Source organism: Winogradskyella sp. 4-2091 (assembly GCF_045765065.1).
Lineage (GTDB): Bacteria > Bacteroidota > Bacteroidia > Flavobacteriales > Flavobacteriaceae > Winogradskyella.
In genome coordinates this window covers 40,581-58,254 of the sequence record NZ_JBJKOD010000008.1, presented here as the reverse complement: position 1 = coordinate 58,254, position 17,674 = coordinate 40,581, and the positions used below count along the sequence as shown (strand labels likewise).

The window sequence follows — 17,674 nt, the reverse complement described above, 5'->3', positions numbered from 1 at the left end:
AATTAATATTTTTTGATTGATTGATTGATTGATTGACCTAGGAGAACACCACTTCTACTATAAACTCTACGACGGTTTTAACTAAATTGAACATAATACTGTTGTTTTTTGATTGATGAAATCTATTCGTTTTTTTATTGATAGTATAAATATAGTAAGGCTTTTACCAATAAAAAATCAAAATATGACGAGTGGTAAATAGCATATGGCAAGCGGAAATCACGACATCTTAAAGCATGAAAAAGCCTCTTAAGATCAACTCTTAAAAGGCTTTTTACTAACTATAATGATTGGTTGGTTATTTAATTTATTTTAAATGTTGCGCAAAGAAACCTAACATGGCTTTGTACAATTCTACTTTATTTTGTTCATGAGAAAAACCATGGCCTTCGTCATATTTTACCATGTATGGTACATCAATACCTCTAGCTCTCATACTTTTTACAACTTGATCTGACTCATCAATATTTACTCTTGGATCATTAGCGCCTTGAATTACAAATAGTGGTTTTGTTATTTTATCTACGTGTAACGCTGGTGATACAGCTGTCATTATTTTTTGATCTTCTTCGTCCTCAGAGTTATACCATTGCTCATTAAACTGTGCCATGTAAGGTTTCCAGTATTCTGGGAAGGATTCAAAGAAGGTAAACAAGTTACTTACACCTACATAATCAATACCGCAAGTATATAAGTCTGGTGTTTTTACAAGACTACCTAAAGTCGCCAAACCTCCATAACTAGCACCATAGATGGCTACTTTATCATTGTCAATAAAATCTAAAGTCTTGGCATAAGCAACAGCGTCTTCTAAATCATTAAGCATTTTTCGTCCAATTTGCTTGTTTCCGGCTAAGAAGAAATCTTTTCCATAACCACCAGAACCTCTGTAATTAACTTGTAAAGTTGCATAACCTCTACTTGCAAATAATTGTGTTTCTGGATTAAAACCCCAATAATCTCTTACGCCATATGGTCCACCATGCGGATTTACAATTAAAGGTACACGTTCACCTTTTTTAATATTGTTTGGTATTGTGATGTAACCATAAACTTTTAATCCATCTCTTGTGGTAAAGTTAATTGGTCGCATTTCTGCCATATCTTCTTCATGCAACTGTGGCATTAAATCTAATATTTTAGTAAACTCGTCCTTTTTTACATCATATGTATAGTACGTTCCGTAAAGCTTATCTGTTTGTAAAATAATTAAGTATTTATCTTCATCATCCGTTTTATCTACAATAGAGTATACTTTATCTCCAAATTGTTTTTTAAACTTTTTATCTAGTTTTTTATAGTAACTACTCACAGGCACAACGTGCGTTTTTTCACCAGTGTAGTAGTAATAATCTACTTCGTAATTTCTTTTTCTAGATCTACTGACACCACCAACATCAAACGTGTCATTACTATATATTCTTTCAATGATTTCTTTTTTAGCTAAATCATAAAGCACTAATTCGCTTGTGTTACTTTCTAAATTAGTTAACACATAAGCATCATGCTTGTAAGGTGTGTTGTAATTAAATGCCACTAAAGAAAATGAATCTTGCCAATTGGTAGTTACAATTTCATTAAATGGTTGATCATTACCTGTTCTGTAATACAATACATATTCTACTCCATTTTGTTGTTTAGTATAACCTCTAAGCTCACCATCTTTATCAAATTCATAGCCTGCAATAGGCGAAGAGGCATCTTTATTTTCGTATAACTTAACCATTTCACCAGTTACAATATTTAATTTATAAGGCTCAAATATTTGTTTATTATCCTTATTCATCATTATAATAACATGATCTGGTTGATCTTTTAAAAGATTAGAAAAATTAACCTGTACATCTTCAAAAGGTGTTAAAGCCTTAGGATTACTGCCATCTAAATTCGCTGCAAAAAGTTGGTAGTTTTCATTTCCACCATTATCTTTTATATAAACTAATCTATTATCATTAGCCCAACCGTAACCTCTAATAAGTTCTTCACCTTCTTTAATAGCTAAAGTTACCTTTTCAGTTTTAGTATCTTTTACATAAACATGGTTTTTGCCGTTTTCGTCCTTTTCTCTAAATGAAAAATAATTGCCTTTAGGCGAAAATTGAAATGAGCTTTTACTTGGATCTTGAAAATAATCTTCCGCAGAATATTTGTAGGTTCCATTATCAAAAGCAGCTAATTTATCTAATGATTCTTTAGTTGACGGTAATGACACATCACCTGGTTTCGTTTTTACAGTTTTAGATAAGTTGAGTGGCAACTCCATTCCGCCTTGAAAAAATGTTCCGTTTATAGTTTCATTTTCTAAAACACCTACATATTTAATTCCGCCTTGTGTGAACGCAATTGTTAACTCATTAGCCTCAAATACTGTTTTATCCATAGGAATTCCTGTTGCACCTTGGCTAGGACTATCCATTGTAGATGATAAAACACCGTTATCATTAGACACATTAAAGAATAATGGAATTTCTTGACCTTGAACTTTTAAAACACCTTTCCAAGATCCTGAGATATCTTGAGCAAAAGTGCTAATTGAAAACACTAAAGCAACAATGCTTAGTATTAAACTTGAATTTGATTTTGTTTTTTTCATGATGATTATTTTAAATTGATTTACAGTTTAGAATGTTACCTCATCAGTAAACGATTCTATATAAATGTTACATTTATTTCTGTAAATATAATTTTGAAACAACCTCAATCCATTGAAAATATGACGAGTGGTCATTTGAATATGGTCAACGGAAATTTAGTATAATCACCAAGTTTTAATATAAAATGACGGAGAATCAGTCTTTTTGAGGCGGATATTCTGCAAATACTTTATCTATAATTTTAGCAAATAAAGCTTCTCTTTTTTCAGGGCTAGCGTTAGGATTAAAACTACTCTCACTAATAGCTTGCCAGAATAAACCAGTTTTAGTTTCATCTACAAAATCAATTATCAATTCTCTAGACTGTTTGTTTTGTCCCACAGGAATACCTACCGAAACACCGCCAAAACCGCCTCCACTTCCGCCACCTACGCCAACACCAACTGAGCTGTTATTGCGGCTAACGATGCTTTGACTTTGAATATCAATATAAAAATCTGGATTATCAGTGCGCGAAAACCCCATTGCTTTGAGCTTCTTATCCATAACTCTGATTAAGCGTTTGGTATCTAATTCGCTTAAACCCGTTTCTATATCATCAAAATAATTGTACGTTTTGTAATCGTCAAAATTTGTTGACTTTTCGTAATCGTAGTTTACTATTGTACCACAAGACGTCAAAAGAAATGCAATAAATAGAAGTTTTAAATTCTTCATCATTTTTTATTTTAAAGGTATTAAAAAAATGAAAAAGTAAAGCCTATTTTAACGCTTCGTCTTCATTAGGTTCAACAGCTTTGGTCAATGAAGATGAAATAATACCTGTAGGAATTGCCACAATTCCCAAACCAATCATTAGAATAAAAAAGGTAAAAATTCGCCCACCAACTGTTATTGGGTAAACGTCGCCATAGCCAACAGTAGTTAACGTTACTATAGACCACCAAAGACTATCAAAAATTGAAGTAAAATGCTCTGGTTGTGCTTCGTTTTCAAAATAATAAATACCAACAGCCGCAAAATAAATTAGCATTAAGGTAATAATCATAAAGAGTATAATCTGTTCCTTGGCTACCATCATCGCTTGTGCAAAATGCTTCATGGCTTTATTGTATCGCATCATTTTAAACAAGCGAAATAACCTAAACATTCTCAATAAACGCAGTGATCTTAAATCGATGCCAAACGATAAGTAAAATGGAAGAATGGCTAATAAATCAATAATACCGAAGAAACTGAAAATAAATTTAGGCTTATGATCAGCAACATATATTCTAGCCAAATACTCAAAGGTAAATATGACAACACAGAAAGCTTCAATAGCATTTAACACCACCTTAGTTTGTGGCTTTAAGTCAGGAAGCGTTTCAATTGAAAATGTTATGACTGAAAATATAATTAAAAACTGAATAAAATACGCGAAAAGCCTACTTCGTCTATTATCGTTGAGTTCTACTAAGTTTTTAAGATATGCTTTCATGTTAAGCCATACACATTATTTAGTCATTTAACATCTTCCAGAGCGTATCTTTTAATTCTGTTAAGCCTTGTTGTGCTACTGAAGAAATGAATAAATAATTCGCTTTTAAATCTTTATCTAAAATAGCTGATATTTCAGATTTTAATTCATCATCTAACATATCAGATTTTGAAACTACTACTAAACGTTCTTTATCTAACATTTCAGGATTGTAACGTCTTAATTCATCTTCTAAGATTTCATATTGCTCTACGATATCCTTAGCATCTGCAGGAATTAAAAACAGAAGAATTGAATTACGCTCAATATGTCTTAGAAAGTAATAGCCTAAGCCTTTCCCTTCTGCTGCACCTTCAATTATACCAGGAATATCTGCCATAACAAACGACTGATAATCGCGATATTCTACAATTCCTAAATTGGGCTTTAAAGTGGTAAACTCGTAATCTGCAATTTTTGGTTTTGCTGAGGTTAACACAGATAACAGCGTTGATTTTCCTGCATTTGGAAATCCAACCAAACCAACATCTGCTAAGACTTTTAATTCTAAAGTAATATCTAATTCTTCAAGAGGGATTCCTGGTTGCGCATAACGCGGTGTTTGGTTTACAGAACTTTTAAAATGCCAGTTTCCTCGTCCACCCATTCCGCCTTCAACTACAATTCTTTCTTCGCCATCTTCTGTGATTTCAAACAATATTTTATCAGTTTCAGAATCACGAACTACAGTGCCTAAAGGTACATCTACATACTTGTCTTCTCCATCTGCACCTGTACTTCTACCAGAACTTCCATGAGATCCATGACCTGCTCTAATATGACGCTTAAATTTTAAGTGAATCAATGTCCAAAGATTAGAGTTTCCACGTAAAATCACATGACCACCTCGTCCACCATCTCCTCCATCTGGTCCTCCTTTAGCAATATATTTTTCGCGATGTAAATGCGAAGAACCTTTACCTCCATTTCCGGATGTAACGTGCATTTTTACGTAGTCTACAAAATTTCCTTCAGTCATGTTTACTTCCCACAAAAAGTGGGAATCTTTTTAATTAAAATCTTAAGCTAAATATAAATTTTAGTTTTATCATGAGTTTCCTGACCTCGCAGGAACGACAAACTAAAGTTTATCAATCACAGCACTTAAACGTACAGTAATATCTTCGATACTACCTACACCATCAACACCAAAATATTTATTTTGCTCAGCGTAATAGTCCTTTAAAATTGCTGTTTTATTGTAATATTCTTTAATTCTGTTTCTAATAATACTTTCATCTGCATCATCAGCACGTCCACTAGTTTTTCCTCTTTCTAGCAAGCGACCAACTAACACTTCATCGTCTACTTCTAAAGCAACCATAGCATTAATTTGAGAATCTTTACTATCCATTAATTCGTCTAACGCTTTAGCTTGTGCATTTGTTCTAGGAAAACCATCGAAAATAAACCCTTTAGCATCGGCATTTTTCTCAACCTCTTTATTTAACATATCAATAGTTACCTGATCTGGAACTAATTCTCCTTTATCCATAAAAGACTTTGCTAACATTCCCAAAGCAGTTTCGTTTTTAATATTAAATCTAAAAACGTCGCCAGTTGAAATATGAATTAAATCGTATTTTTCTTTTAAAAAATTAGCTTGGGTTCCTTTACCTGCACCAGGAGGTCCAAATAGCACTAAGTTTGTCATGTGTTGTGTGGTTTTTAATTGATAAACGTCTGGTAAATCTCTCCCTAAGCCATCATAATCTAAGCCGTAGCCAACGATAAACTTGTTAGGAATCTCCATACCAACGTAATGAAGTTTAAAATCTTTATTGTATGCTTCTGGTTTATAGAATAAAGTTGCAATAAGCAACTGTTTTACATTTTCATTTTTAAAAATACGATGAACTTCTTCTAACGTATTACCTGTATCAATGATATCTTCAAGAATAACAACCGTTCTTCCTGTTAAATCTTGAGTAAGGCCAATTAAGCGTTGAATATCATCAGTAGATTTAACACCTTCATAAGATGCCAATTTTATAAAAGTAACTTCACAAGGTTTTGGATATTTCTTTACAAAATCACTCACTAACATAAATGAGCCATTCATAATACCAATAAAAACTGGAACTTCATCTCCCAAATCTTCTGCAATTGCATCCACCATTTTTTGAACAGCAGTATCTATTTCTTTTTCAGATATAAAAGGTTTGAAGTATAAATCGTGAAGCTTTATCACTTTGATATAATTTTAGATTTGCAAAGATAATCAATTGATTGGCGATTGACGATTTTTTGATTTACGAATTTAGAAGTATATATCATTTTTAGCTTATTTTTGTTGCTGAAAAGCAGAATTTTTAATCTTAAAAATAAGATTCCCATCTAATCGGGAACAACTCAAGTTAATGAACTATTTTTCTTCTAATTTTAAACTCGGAATTCTTGGTGGTGGACAACTTGGCAAAATGATGCTCTACGACACGCGTAAATTTGACATTTACACCTGCGTATTAGATCCTAGTACTGACGCACCATCTCGCCTTGCTTGTAATGAATTCACGGTTGGTGACCTATTAGATTACCAAACTGTGGTTGATTTTGGCCAAAACCTAGATGTGTTAACTTTTGAAATAGAAAATGTTAATGTAGATGCTCTCGAAACTTTAGAAAAACAAGGCGTAAAAGTTTACCCTTCCTCTAAAACCTTAAGGACGATACAGAATAAAGCAACCCAGAAATTATTTTATCAAGACCATGATATTCCTACAGCAGAGTTTTCAAGATTTGCGTTCACCTCAGAGATTCATGAAGCCGTAGAAAATGGTGGATTAAAATATCCCTTTGTTTGGAAAAGCGCACGTTTTGGTTACGATGGTACAGGTGTAAAAGTTGTAAGAAGTGAAAGAGATCTGGTTGACTTACCAAATGTAGAATGTATAGCAGAAAAACTGATTCCATTTAAAAATGAATTGGCCGTAATTGTTGCTAGAAACGAAAAAGGATTGGTTAAGACATATCCTGTGGTTGAGATGGAGTTTCATCCAGATGCCAACCAGGTTGAGTATGTTATTTGTCCTGCGAGAATACCCGATAATATCGCAAAAAAAGCAGAAGCCGTAGCGTTGAAGGTTGCAAACGAATTTAAACATGTTGGCTTATTAGCAGTTGAAATGTTTCAAACTAAAGACGACGAAATTTTAGTTAATGAAGTTGCGCCAAGACCGCATAACTCTGGCCATTATAGTATAGAAGGCAGCTATACATCTCAATTTGAACAACAGATACGATGTGTTTTTGGATTGCCTTTAGGAAATACCGAAAGTAAAGTTGCTGGTGTTATGGTTAACCTTGTTGGTAAAGAAGGATATACTGGTGATGTCGTTTATAAAAACATAGAAAACATAATGGCCTTAGATGGCGTTACACCACATATCTATGGTAAAAAACAAACACGACCTTTCCGCAAAATGGGACATGTTACTATTGTAAATAAAGATATTGCAATGGCAAGAGAAATTGCAGAAAAGGTAAAACAAACAATTGAAGTAATTAGTGAATAACGATGAGTAAAGTAGGAATTATAATGGGAAGTAAAAGCGACATGCCAGTTATGCAAGACGCTATAGATATTTTAAAAGAGTTCGATATTGCTATTGAAGTCGATATTGTTTCTGCACATAGAACACCAGAAAAATTATTCGATTATAGTAAAAATGCACATACAAGAGGTATCCAAGTAATTATTGCTGGTGCAGGTGGTGCAGCACATTTACCAGGTATGGTAGCATCTTTATCGCCTTTACCAATTATTGGAGTACCTGTAAAGAGCAGTAACTCTATTGATGGTTGGGATTCTGTTTTGTCTATTTTACAAATGCCAGGAGGCGTTCCTGTAGCAACAGTTGCACTAAATGGTGCTAAAAATGCTGGTATTTTAGCTGCACAAATTATAGGCAGTTCTAACCCAAATGTTCTTAATAAAGTAATTGAATATAAAGACGGCTTAAAAGCTAAAGTTTATGATTCTGCGAAAGATTTATAAAAAAGCCTCAACTTACGTCAAGGCTTTTCAGCTATTAATCAAATCTGAGTAGTAACTGTATCACTCTTAAGATTTTGCAAAGATATAGCAAGTGATAGTATTTACTCTCTTAACGTTTCGTTAAAAAACAGACTGTCAACTATTTAAATATAAAATTAAAACATGACAATTCTAAATAAACCCTTCAACACAGCCTATAATACAGCACCTTTTTCTCAAATAAAAACAGAAGATTATTTACCCGCTTTTAAAGAAGGTATCAAAAAGTCGAAAGCTGAGATTGATGCTATTGTAAATAATAGCGAGGCACCAACTTTTGAAAACACTATTGAAGCCTTAGATTATTCTGGTGAAGAATTAGATCGCTTATCTAGTATTTTCTTCAATTTAAATTCAGCTGAAACTAACGAAGAAATTCAGAAAATAGCACAAGAGGTATCGCCTTTACTTTCCGAATTTAGCAATGATATTACTTTAAATGAAGATTTATTTAAACGTGTAAAAACGGTTTACAATTCTAAATCTACTTTAGAGTTAACCACAGAGCAAGAAACACTTCTCGACAAAAAATATAAAGGGTTCTCTAGAAATGGTGCTAATTTACCAGAAGACAAAAAGGAAAAACTAAGAGCTATTGACAAAGAATTAAGCCAATTAAAATTAAAATTTGGTGAGCATATTTTAGCTGAAACTAATAAGTTTGAAATGCATCTTATTAACGAAGATGATTTGGCTGGCTTACCTGATGGCGCAAAAGAAGCTGCTAAACAATTGGCAGAGAGCAAAGATAAAGACGGCTGGCTAATTACACTAGATTACCCAAGTTATATTCCGTTCATGACTTATGCAGACAATAGAGCATTACGTGAAGAATTATCTAAAGCCTTTGGCAGAAAAGGATTTCAGAATGATGACTTAGACAACCAAGATATTGTTCTTAAGATTGCTAAACTTCGTTTTGAACGTGCGCAACTTTTAAGCTATAAATCTCACGCACATTTTGTTTTAGAAGAACGCATGGCACAAACGCCAGAAAAAGTAACCTCGTTTTTAAATGAATTACTAGACAAAGCCAAACCAGCTGCAAAAGCAGAATTTAAAAAACTTGAAGAATTTGCTAAAGATTTAGATGGTATAGACCAATTACAAAAATGGGATTCTAGTTATTATTCTGAAAAATTAAAACAAAAATTATTTGATTTAGATGACGAGCAGCTGAAGCCTTATTTTAAGTTAGAAAACGTTATCAATGGTGCATTTCAGGTTGCAGAAAAATTGTTCGGATTACAGTTTGAAGAAATTGATACTATAGATAAATACCACGAAGATGTTTTAACCTATAAAGTTACTGATGCCGAAGGCGAATTAGTGTCTATTTTCTATGCTGATTTTTTCCCAAGAGCAGGCAAACGAAATGGTGCTTGGATGACGTCTTACAAACCACAAATGATTAAAAATGGTAAAAACGAAAGACCACACATTTCTAACGTTTGTAATTTTACCAAACCAACAAAAAGCAAACCTTCATTATTAACATTTAATGAAGTAACCACCTTGTTTCATGAGTTTGGCCACGGACTTCACGGCATGCTAGCCAATACCACGTATCCAAGTTTATCTGGCACAAGTGTGTTTTGGGATTTTGTAGAATTACCAAGTCAGATTTTAGAAAATTGGTGTTACCAAAAAGAAGCTTTAGAGTTATTTGCTACGCATTATGAAACAGGGGAAGTAATTCCTATGGAATTAATTGATAAAATTACAGCATCATCAACGTTTCACGAAGGTATGCAAACCTTACGTCAAATTAGTTTTGGATTATTAGATATGTCTTGGCATGGTATTGACCCTTCAGATATAACAGATGTAAAAGCACATGAAGTTGAAGCTTTTGGAGATACTAGTTTATATCCAGATGTGGCAGAGAATTGCATGAGTACGTCATTCTCGCATATTTTTCAAGGTGGATATTCTTCTGGTTACTACAGTTATAAATGGGCCGAAGTTTTAGATGCTGATGCTTTTGAGTATTTTAAAGAAGAAGGTATTTTTAACAAAACGGTTGCTGACAAATTTAAAACCTATGTGCTCTCACAAGGTGGAACAGAAAACCCAATGACCTTGTATAAGAAGTTTAGAGGTCAAGAACCAAAACCTGAAGCCTTATTAAGACGTGCTGGTTTATTAAAATAAAAGAGCTTACAAAAAGAGAGTCAACAAAAAACTCTCTTTTTTTACAAATTAAACTTTCAATAATTACTGAAAGTTTAAAAAATATTATATATTTGCCGTATGGAATATTTAGAAGCTAAAGAAAAATTTATTGGTACTTGGGGAAGTTTAGGCTCACTTTGGGGCATAAATAAAGCCATGGCACAAATACAAGCACTACTTTTTATTTCTACAAAACCGTTGTCTATGCAGGACATTATGGAGGATCTTAAAATTTCTCGTGGCAACACCAGCATGAATTTAAGACAACTTATGGATTGGGGAATTGTAACCAAAGTTTTAGTTTCTGGGGAACGTAAAGAGTTTTTTACGACTGAAAAAGATGTACAAGAGTTAACCCGAATAATTGCCAAGGAAAGAAGCAGAAGAGAAATTCAACCTGTTATAAAAGTGCTAGATGATGTGTCTTCTATTAAAGACGATGGTACGGATAAAACGAAAGAGTTAATAAAACAAACAAAAGCTTTACATGATTTAAGCGTAAATGCGGACGCTATGCTTAATAAGTTAGTAACTCAAAAACAAAATTGGTTAACTAAGTCAATTATCAAATTATTAAAATAAAAAAATTTAAATATATCTTTCAATGTTTTCTGAAAGTTTAAAATTAACAGAATTATGAAAACCTTATACCAATTAAACAAGATCGTCTTAATAATTACCTTAGTACTTTATCTAACATTCTTATTAGGTTTATATGCTCAAGTCGTCTTGGGAGCTATTCAACTATTGAGCGCAATAAGTGTAACATGTTTTTGGAAACAATTAAAAAATCACAACAAGAAACAACTCCTAACCTATTGGCTACTTGTTACCATTTACGGAATTGGTTGGCTCATTGAAATAGATCTCAATGACCTTTGGTGGTTAGGCATAATCATTATACCAATGTCTATAGCTATATATTTTGTCTGGCTATTAAATAATGTAAAAAACTTATATCATGACATCTAAGAACAACCATAGCAACAACATTTTCATGACAGGACATTGGGAAGACCTAATTATTTCAACTTTTGAAGTGGAGGAAGAAATTTTAGAATCTTATTTGCCAAACAATACAGAACTCGATTTATTCAATGGCAAAGCCTTAATGAGCATTGTAGCATTTACATTTTCTAAAGTAAAATTCTTTGGTATTAAAGTTCCTTTTCATCAAGATTTTGGGCAAATCAATTTCCGGTTTTACGCAAAATCAACAATCGATGGCTCCAAAGGTGTTGTATTTATAAGAGAATTTGCACCAAAACCACTCATAGCATTAACTGCCAATCTATTTTATAACGAACCATATTTCTATAGAAAGATTCAATTAAATAAAACTTATTCAAATAAAACTCAAGCTCTAAAATATTCTTATAAGAAAATGAATATTAAAGCAAACACGTTTAAAGAATCAAAAGTTTTAAAACAAGGCTCATTTGATGAATTCGTTGTAGACAGATACATTGCTTTTGTTAAAAATAATAGTACAACAACCTTTCAGTATAAAATTCAACACAAACCTTGGGAATTATATAAATCTGCCAACATAGAAATCGATAAGACTATAATTACTATGCTTCCTGATGCATTCAAAAATGCAAAATATATCAAATCTTGTGTTGTAGATGGTTCTTTTGTATCTGTAGAAAAAGGAATTTTACAACAAACTATAGCAAAGCCAAAACCACAACAAGCCATCGCATAAAACTTAAAATTATAAATATGAAACCAAAAAAAATAATTATAGCAGGTGGAACAGGATTTTTAGGTAAAGTCTTAGAGAATTATTTCGCTAATAAAGGATTTGAAACCCTAATTTTAACACGACAACCTACTAAATCAAATCACACCTATTGGAATGCAAAAGATTTAGGTCAATGGGTAAATCATCTTGAAGGTGCAGATGTCTTAATAAATCTTACAGGGAAATCGGTAGATTGCAGATATACAGTAAAAAATAAAAGACTAATTCATGATTCTCGTATTAATTCTACTCATATTTTAGGCAAAGCAATTCTTCAAAATATAAATCCTCCTAAAATGTGGTTGAACATGTCCACTTCAACTATATATAAGGATTCTTACATTAAACAAATGACAGAGGCAAATGGCGATATTGGTAACGATTTTTCAATGAATATTGCTAAGTCATGGGAAGCCGTATTTAATAAATTTGAACCTCCGAATACAAAAAAAGTTATACTAAGAACGTCTATAGTTTTAGGAAAAAATGGAGGTGCCTTATTGCCTTTAAAATCATTAAGTAAACTTGGTTTAGGGGGAAAACAATGGCATGGCAAACAAAAAGTGAGTTGGATTCATGAAACTGATTTTGCGAGAGCCATAAATTTTATCATAGAAAATGAGCTGTCAGGAACATTTAATATTGTCTCACCTCAACCTACTACAAACGCCTATTTAATGAAATCTCTAAGACATGTTTTAAAAGTTTCAATCGGGCTACCACAACCAAAATGGCTCATTAAATTAGGAGCAAAATTAATAAGAACTGAACCAGAACTAGTTCTTAAAAGTAGAAATGTAATACCCGAAAATTTAATAAATAACGGGTTTAAATTTAAACATCATAAAATTGAAAAAGCTTTAAGTACACTTATTAATTCATAGAGTAGTTTCTCAAAATTTTAACTTATTTTTGACAAAGCAATGAAATTGAAAAATGCCTAAGCACAAAATAGATCCAAATAATTGGGTGAAACTATATTCTGATTATCTCTTTAATTACACAATTACTCGTGTAAATGATAGAGAAATAGCGCAGGATTTAATTTCCGAGACATTTTTAGCTGGTCTAAAATCAATGAAAAACTTTAAAGGAGAAGCTAGCGAACGTACGTGGCTAATTTCTATTTTAAAACGAAAAATTATTGATTATTACCGCAAAATTAATTCTAATAAAGGTAAAGCTGAAGTTAGAATGGGTTACATTAATAGCGAAGAATCAGAAGGTGACTGGCTAGAAGAACGTGTATCTGACCCATTTGACAAAACTGCAGAAGACACTTTAGTGAATTCAGAATTAGGAGATGCTATTTACGATTGTATAGAGAAAATCCCACAAAAACAGGCTGATGTTTTCAAAATGAAAACTATTTTAAATTATGATACTGAAACTATTTGTAATGAATTAAATATTTCTGCGTCTAACCTTTGGGTAATAATCCATAGAGCTAGAACTGCTTTAGCAGATTGCATGGAAGATAATTGGTTTAATTAGAGTGATTATTATCATAACTGAACATTAAAAATGAAAAAAAGTTTTTTATTTATTAGCTGTGATGAAGCTCAGCATATTTGCGATAAAGCGCAATATGGCGAAGCATCTGGTTGGGAACGCTTTAAACTTAACGTGCGTCTAATTTACTGTGGCATTACAAAAAACTATTCTAAAAAGAACCAAAAGTTAACTGAAAACTTAGAGAAAGCTGATGTTAAGTGCTTAAAAACGGAAGAACGCAACAAACTAGAAAAACATTTTAACGAGGAATTAGCGAAGCAGAATCAAGGTTAACAACCAAACCATTGGTATACTTTCTACCCAAAATGAACTGTGATATTTAGATTGATCTTTATGTGAAATTACAATAAAAACTAGCGTTAGAATAGATATACTTATTGTAGAAATAATTAGCGCTGAGCTTAATTCATCTTTAAAATAGTTTAATAACACAAAAACAACTAAAAGAAAAACACCAAATATTTTGGTTTTTTTTATGCCTATTTTTTGAGGTATTGTTGCCAACTTTATACTATCATAATTCAAATCTCTTATTTCAAAAGGCAGCATTAAGGCCAATACAAAGCAGAATCGTTGAGCTCCTGTAAAAATCACATCAGAGTTTATAGAAATGTCATTATTTACTACAGGCAAAAAAACAGTTGTAAAGGTCCAAACTAATGCTATCAGATAAACCTTTAAACCTCCTATTTGTCTTAAGTTTTTATGATCGTCAAACAAATAATGTTTAGGTATCATTATAGGTATTGCATAAAAAAAAGTAACGACGCCTAATATGGCAATAAGTATCAATGCTTTTGTATTAAGATAAAAAGCATAATAACACATTCCTAAAAACGCAACGAATGAGAATATTTGAATAACCTTAAGCCAGTTAGCCAATCTTCTATGATGAAACTTAGCAACTCCAAAATATTTTACAAAATTATATCCAGATATACTAGCAAAAAAAACAAATCCAAAAAGATCCTTATCGTAGTCTAAATTAAATTCAATAAGGGTTACCCAAACCAGTGAAGTGGCAACCAAAGCCACATGTATACTGCTATTTAAATAAAAATTAAAAATGCGTTTCACTACTTGCATAAAACAAAAATAACATTTGTGTTAATAACCTCTGCTTTCGGTTAAAAACTTTAATTAGCATTAACATAAAAACGTAGCTAAATCTGTATTTTTGCAAAACATAAATAATATATAATTTTTATATGGATACGACCTCTTTTGCACTTAGACATATTGGACCAAATTCTAACGAACAAGACGCCATGTTAAACACTATTGGTGTTAAAAATATTGAACAGTTAGTTACGGAAACTATTCCGGATAACATACGGTTAGAAAAAGATTTAAATCTAGATGCTGCTATGAGCGAGCAAGAATATTTAAGTCATATTTATAAATTATCTCAACTTAATAAAGTTTATAAATCTTATATAGGTTTAGGATACCATCCTACTAATTTACCTGCAGTTATTCAGCGTAATATTTTAGAAAATCCAGGTTGGTACACAGCCTATACACCTTACCAAGCAGAGATTGCGCAAGGTCGTTTAGAAGCTTTATTAAATTTCCAAACCATGGTTATTGATTTAACAGGTATGGAAATTGCAAACGCATCACTTTTAGATGAAAGTACTGCAGCAGCAGAAGCTATGTCATTATTATTTGCAGTAAGAGATCGCAGCCAAAAGAAAGCAAATGTTAATAAATTCTTTGTTTCAGATTTAGTTTTACCACAAACTATTTCATTATTAGAAACAAGAGCGAACCCAATTGGTATAGAATTAGTTATTGGTAATGAAGCCGAATATAACTTGTCTAGTGAATACTTTGGAGCGTTATTGCAATATCCAGGGAAAAATGGACAGATTACTGATATCAAATCTTTTATTGAGAAAGCAAATGCCGAAAACATAAAAGTAGCCGTAGCTGCTGACATTTTAAGTTTAGTAAAACTTGAAGCTCCAGGTAAATTTGGAGCAGATGTTGTTGTTGGCACAACGCAACGTTTCGGAATCCCAATGGGTTATGGAGGACCTCATGCTGCATATTTTGCGACTAAAGAAGCATATAAGCGCGATGTACCAGGAAGAATAATTGGTGTTACAAAGGATACCAATGGTAACAGAGCCTTACGTATGGCGCTGCAAACAAGAGAGCAACATATTAAAAGAGATAAAGCAACATCTAATATTTGTACAGCACAAGTACTTTTAGCCGTAATGGCAGGTATGTATGCTGTTTATCATGGACCAAAAGGCCTGAGTTTTATAGCTGATAAAGTAAAAAACTCTACAGCTACACTTGCTAATGCATTAGAAACCTTAGGTTTAGAGCAAGTGAACACCCACTATTTTGATACACTTCAAATAAAGGCAGATGCTGTAAAAGTAAAATACGAAGCTGAAAAATCTGAAGTTAACTTTCACTATCCAGACACCAATACAGTAACTATTTCTTTAAATGAAACCACAAACATTTCAGATTTAAATGAAATAATTTCAATTTTTGAAACCGTAACAGATAAGACAACTGACAAGATTGAAGCGCTTTCTGCTGTTGAAACAATTCCAGATCATTTAACACGCCAATCAGAATTTTTAGCATTCGACGTTTTTAACACCTATCATTCTGAAACTGAATTAATGCGCTATATTAAACGTTTAGAGCGAAAAGATTTAGCGTTAAATCATTCTATGATTTCTTTGGGATCTTGTACTATGAAATTAAATGCAGCCTCAGAAATGCTACCATTAAGTTGGAGTAGTTGGGGAAATATGCACCCTTTTGTACCAGCAGACCAACCAATCGGTTATAAGTTAATGTTGAATGAATTAGAACATCAACTTTCAGAAATCACTGGTTTCGCAGCGACGTCGTTACAACCAAACTCTGGTGCTCAAGGTGAGTTTGCAGGTTTAATGGTTATAAAAGCATATCATGAATCTCGAGGTGATCATCACAGAAATATTTGTTTAATCCCGTCTTCTGCGCACGGAACAAATCCGGCAAGTGCAGTAATGGCAGGTATGAAAGTCGTCGTTACTAAAGCGTCTGAAAACGGAAATATTGATGTTGAAGATTTAAGAGAAAAAGCAGAATTACATAAAGATAATCTTTCTGCATTGATGGTAACGTATCCATCTACACATGGAGTTTATGAATCTGCCATTAAAGAAATCACACAGATTATTCATGATAATGGTGGCCAAGTATATATGGATGGTGCCAATATGAATGCTCAAGTTGGATTAACAAATCCTGGTAATATTGGCGCAGATGTTTGTCACTTAAATTTACACAAAACATTTGCCATTCCTCATGGTGGTGGTGGACCAGGTGTAGGACCAATATGTGTTGCTGAGCAACTTGTTCCTTTTTTACCTGGAAACCCAATAGTAAAAACGGGTGGACACCAAGCAATTTCTGCAATTTCAGGCGCGCCATTTGGATCGTCTCTGGTATGCTTAATTTCTTACGGCTACATTAAAATGTTAGGTTATAGAGGTCTAAAAAAATCTACTGAGGTGGCTATTCTTAACGCCAACTATATTAAAGAAAGATTAGAAGGCTCATATCCTACTTTGTACTCTGGAGAAAACGGAAGAGCGGCACACGAGATGATTATTGATTGTAGAGATTTTAAAGCAAATGGAATAGAAGTTACTGATATTGCTAAGCGTTTAATGGATTATGGATTTCATGCACCAACCGTTTCTTTTCCAGTTGCTGGTACTATGATGATTGAGCCAACAGAAAGCGAAAGCAAAGCAGAAATGGATCGTTTTTGTGACGCTATGATTTCTATTAGAAGAGAAATCGATTTAGCTTCTAAAGATGATGCTAATAATATGCTTAAGAATGCTCCGCACACTTTAGACATGTTAACTTCTGATGAATGGTTATTACCTTATTCAAGAGAAGCCGCTGCGTTTCCATTAGAATTTGTTAGAGATAACAAATTTTGGCCAAGTGTGAGACGTGTAGATGATGCTTTTGGAGATAGGAATCTTATCTGTAGCTGTGCGCCTATAGAAGATTATATGTAAGGCTTATAATTGCATTTTCAAAATCATGAAAAACAC

General features: G+C 32.7%; 16 protein-coding genes. 10 read left to right on the top strand and 6 right to left on the bottom strand.

The window, feature by feature from the left end; translation table 11 throughout:
* Positions 1–307 precede the first annotated feature (307 nt).
* From ACJBCC_RS11705 to ACJBCC_RS11685, 5 genes are all read right to left on the bottom strand, one after another.
* Positions 308–2,593 (bottom strand): prolyl oligopeptidase family serine peptidase, encoded by a 2,286-nt coding sequence (locus ACJBCC_RS11705; RefSeq protein WP_407557270.1) that lies wholly within the window; start codon positions 2,591–2,593, stop codon positions 308–310.
* A 196-nt stretch (positions 2,594–2,789) separates the two neighbouring features.
* Positions 2,790–3,311, bottom strand: coding sequence for a DUF4136 domain-containing protein (locus tag ACJBCC_RS11700; protein WP_407557269.1), 522 nt, complete (start codon positions 3,309–3,311; stop codon positions 2,790–2,792).
* Positions 3,312–3,354: 43 nt separating this feature from the next.
* A complete protein-coding gene (locus ACJBCC_RS11695; RefSeq protein WP_299102752.1) occupies positions 3,355–4,074 on the bottom strand; it encodes an ion transporter in 720 nt (239 codons plus the stop codon).
* Between the two features lie 19 nt (positions 4,075–4,093).
* Positions 4,094–5,092, bottom strand: coding sequence for a GTPase ObgE (gene obgE / locus ACJBCC_RS11690; protein ID WP_407557266.1), 999 nt, complete (start codon positions 5,090–5,092; stop codon positions 4,094–4,096).
* A 102-nt stretch (positions 5,093–5,194) separates the two neighbouring features.
* Positions 5,195–6,304, bottom strand: coding sequence for an adenylate kinase (locus ACJBCC_RS11685; protein WP_299102756.1), 1,110 nt, complete (start codon positions 6,302–6,304; stop codon positions 5,195–5,197).
* 169 nt (positions 6,305–6,473) lie between these two features.
* On the opposite strand from ACJBCC_RS11685, the gene ACJBCC_RS11680 reads away from it, so the two are divergent.
* The 9 genes from ACJBCC_RS11680 (at position 6,474) to ACJBCC_RS11640 (ending at position 13,859) form a co-directional block, all read left to right on the top strand.
* Positions 6,474–7,628 carry a 5-(carboxyamino)imidazole ribonucleotide synthase gene (locus ACJBCC_RS11680; RefSeq protein WP_299102758.1) on the top strand — a complete coding sequence of 385 codons (1,155 nt, stop codon included), beginning with the start codon at positions 6,474–6,476 and terminating at the stop codon, positions 7,626–7,628.
* A 2-nt stretch (positions 7,629–7,630) separates the two neighbouring features.
* Entirely contained in the window at positions 7,631–8,110 is a 480-nt protein-coding gene (gene purE, locus ACJBCC_RS11675; protein WP_299102760.1) for a 5-(carboxyamino)imidazole ribonucleotide mutase, read from the top strand.
* A 162-nt stretch (positions 8,111–8,272) separates the two neighbouring features.
* On the top strand, positions 8,273–10,303 hold the full coding sequence (locus ACJBCC_RS11670; protein WP_299102762.1) for a M3 family metallopeptidase: 2,031 nt from the start codon (positions 8,273–8,275) through the stop codon (positions 10,301–10,303).
* 99 nt (positions 10,304–10,402) lie between these two features.
* Complete coding sequence (locus tag ACJBCC_RS11665; RefSeq protein ID WP_407557264.1) at positions 10,403–10,906, top strand: GbsR/MarR family transcriptional regulator; 504 nt, start codon at positions 10,403–10,405, stop codon at positions 10,904–10,906.
* 54 nt (positions 10,907–10,960) lie between these two features.
* Positions 10,961–11,296, top strand: a complete 336-nt coding sequence (locus ACJBCC_RS11660; protein WP_299102765.1) for a hypothetical protein — start codon at positions 10,961–10,963, stop codon at positions 11,294–11,296.
* Positions 11,286–12,032 (top strand): DUF2071 domain-containing protein, encoded by a 747-nt coding sequence (locus tag ACJBCC_RS11655; RefSeq protein ID WP_299102767.1) that lies wholly within the window; start codon positions 11,286–11,288, stop codon positions 12,030–12,032. The genes ACJBCC_RS11660 and ACJBCC_RS11655 overlap by 11 nt, the downstream gene beginning before the upstream one ends.
* Before the next feature lie 17 nt (positions 12,033–12,049).
* A complete protein-coding gene (locus tag ACJBCC_RS11650; RefSeq protein ID WP_299102769.1) occupies positions 12,050–12,955 on the top strand; it encodes a TIGR01777 family oxidoreductase in 906 nt (301 codons plus the stop codon).
* Between the two features lie 52 nt (positions 12,956–13,007).
* On the top strand, positions 13,008–13,565 hold the full coding sequence (locus ACJBCC_RS11645; RefSeq protein WP_299102771.1) for a sigma-70 family RNA polymerase sigma factor: 558 nt from the start codon (positions 13,008–13,010) through the stop codon (positions 13,563–13,565).
* A 30-nt stretch (positions 13,566–13,595) separates the two neighbouring features.
* Positions 13,596–13,859 carry a hypothetical protein gene (locus tag ACJBCC_RS11640; protein ID WP_299102773.1) on the top strand — a complete coding sequence of 88 codons (264 nt, stop codon included), beginning with the start codon at positions 13,596–13,598 and terminating at the stop codon, positions 13,857–13,859.
* Here ACJBCC_RS11640 and ACJBCC_RS11635 read toward each other — a convergent pair.
* A complete protein-coding gene (locus ACJBCC_RS11635; RefSeq protein ID WP_407557262.1) occupies positions 13,836–14,672 on the bottom strand; it encodes a hypothetical protein in 837 nt (278 codons plus the stop codon). The genes ACJBCC_RS11640 and ACJBCC_RS11635 overlap by 24 nt on opposite strands.
* Positions 14,673–14,794: 122 nt before the next feature.
* Here ACJBCC_RS11635 and gcvP point away from each other — a divergent pair, with 122 nt between their 5' ends.
* The gene (gene gcvP / locus ACJBCC_RS11630; RefSeq protein ID WP_299102777.1) at positions 14,795–17,638 is read left to right on the top strand and encodes an aminomethyl-transferring glycine dehydrogenase; all 2,844 of its coding nucleotides are present in this window, start codon (positions 14,795–14,797) and stop codon (positions 17,636–17,638) included.
* Positions 17,639–17,674: the final 36 nt, after the last annotated feature.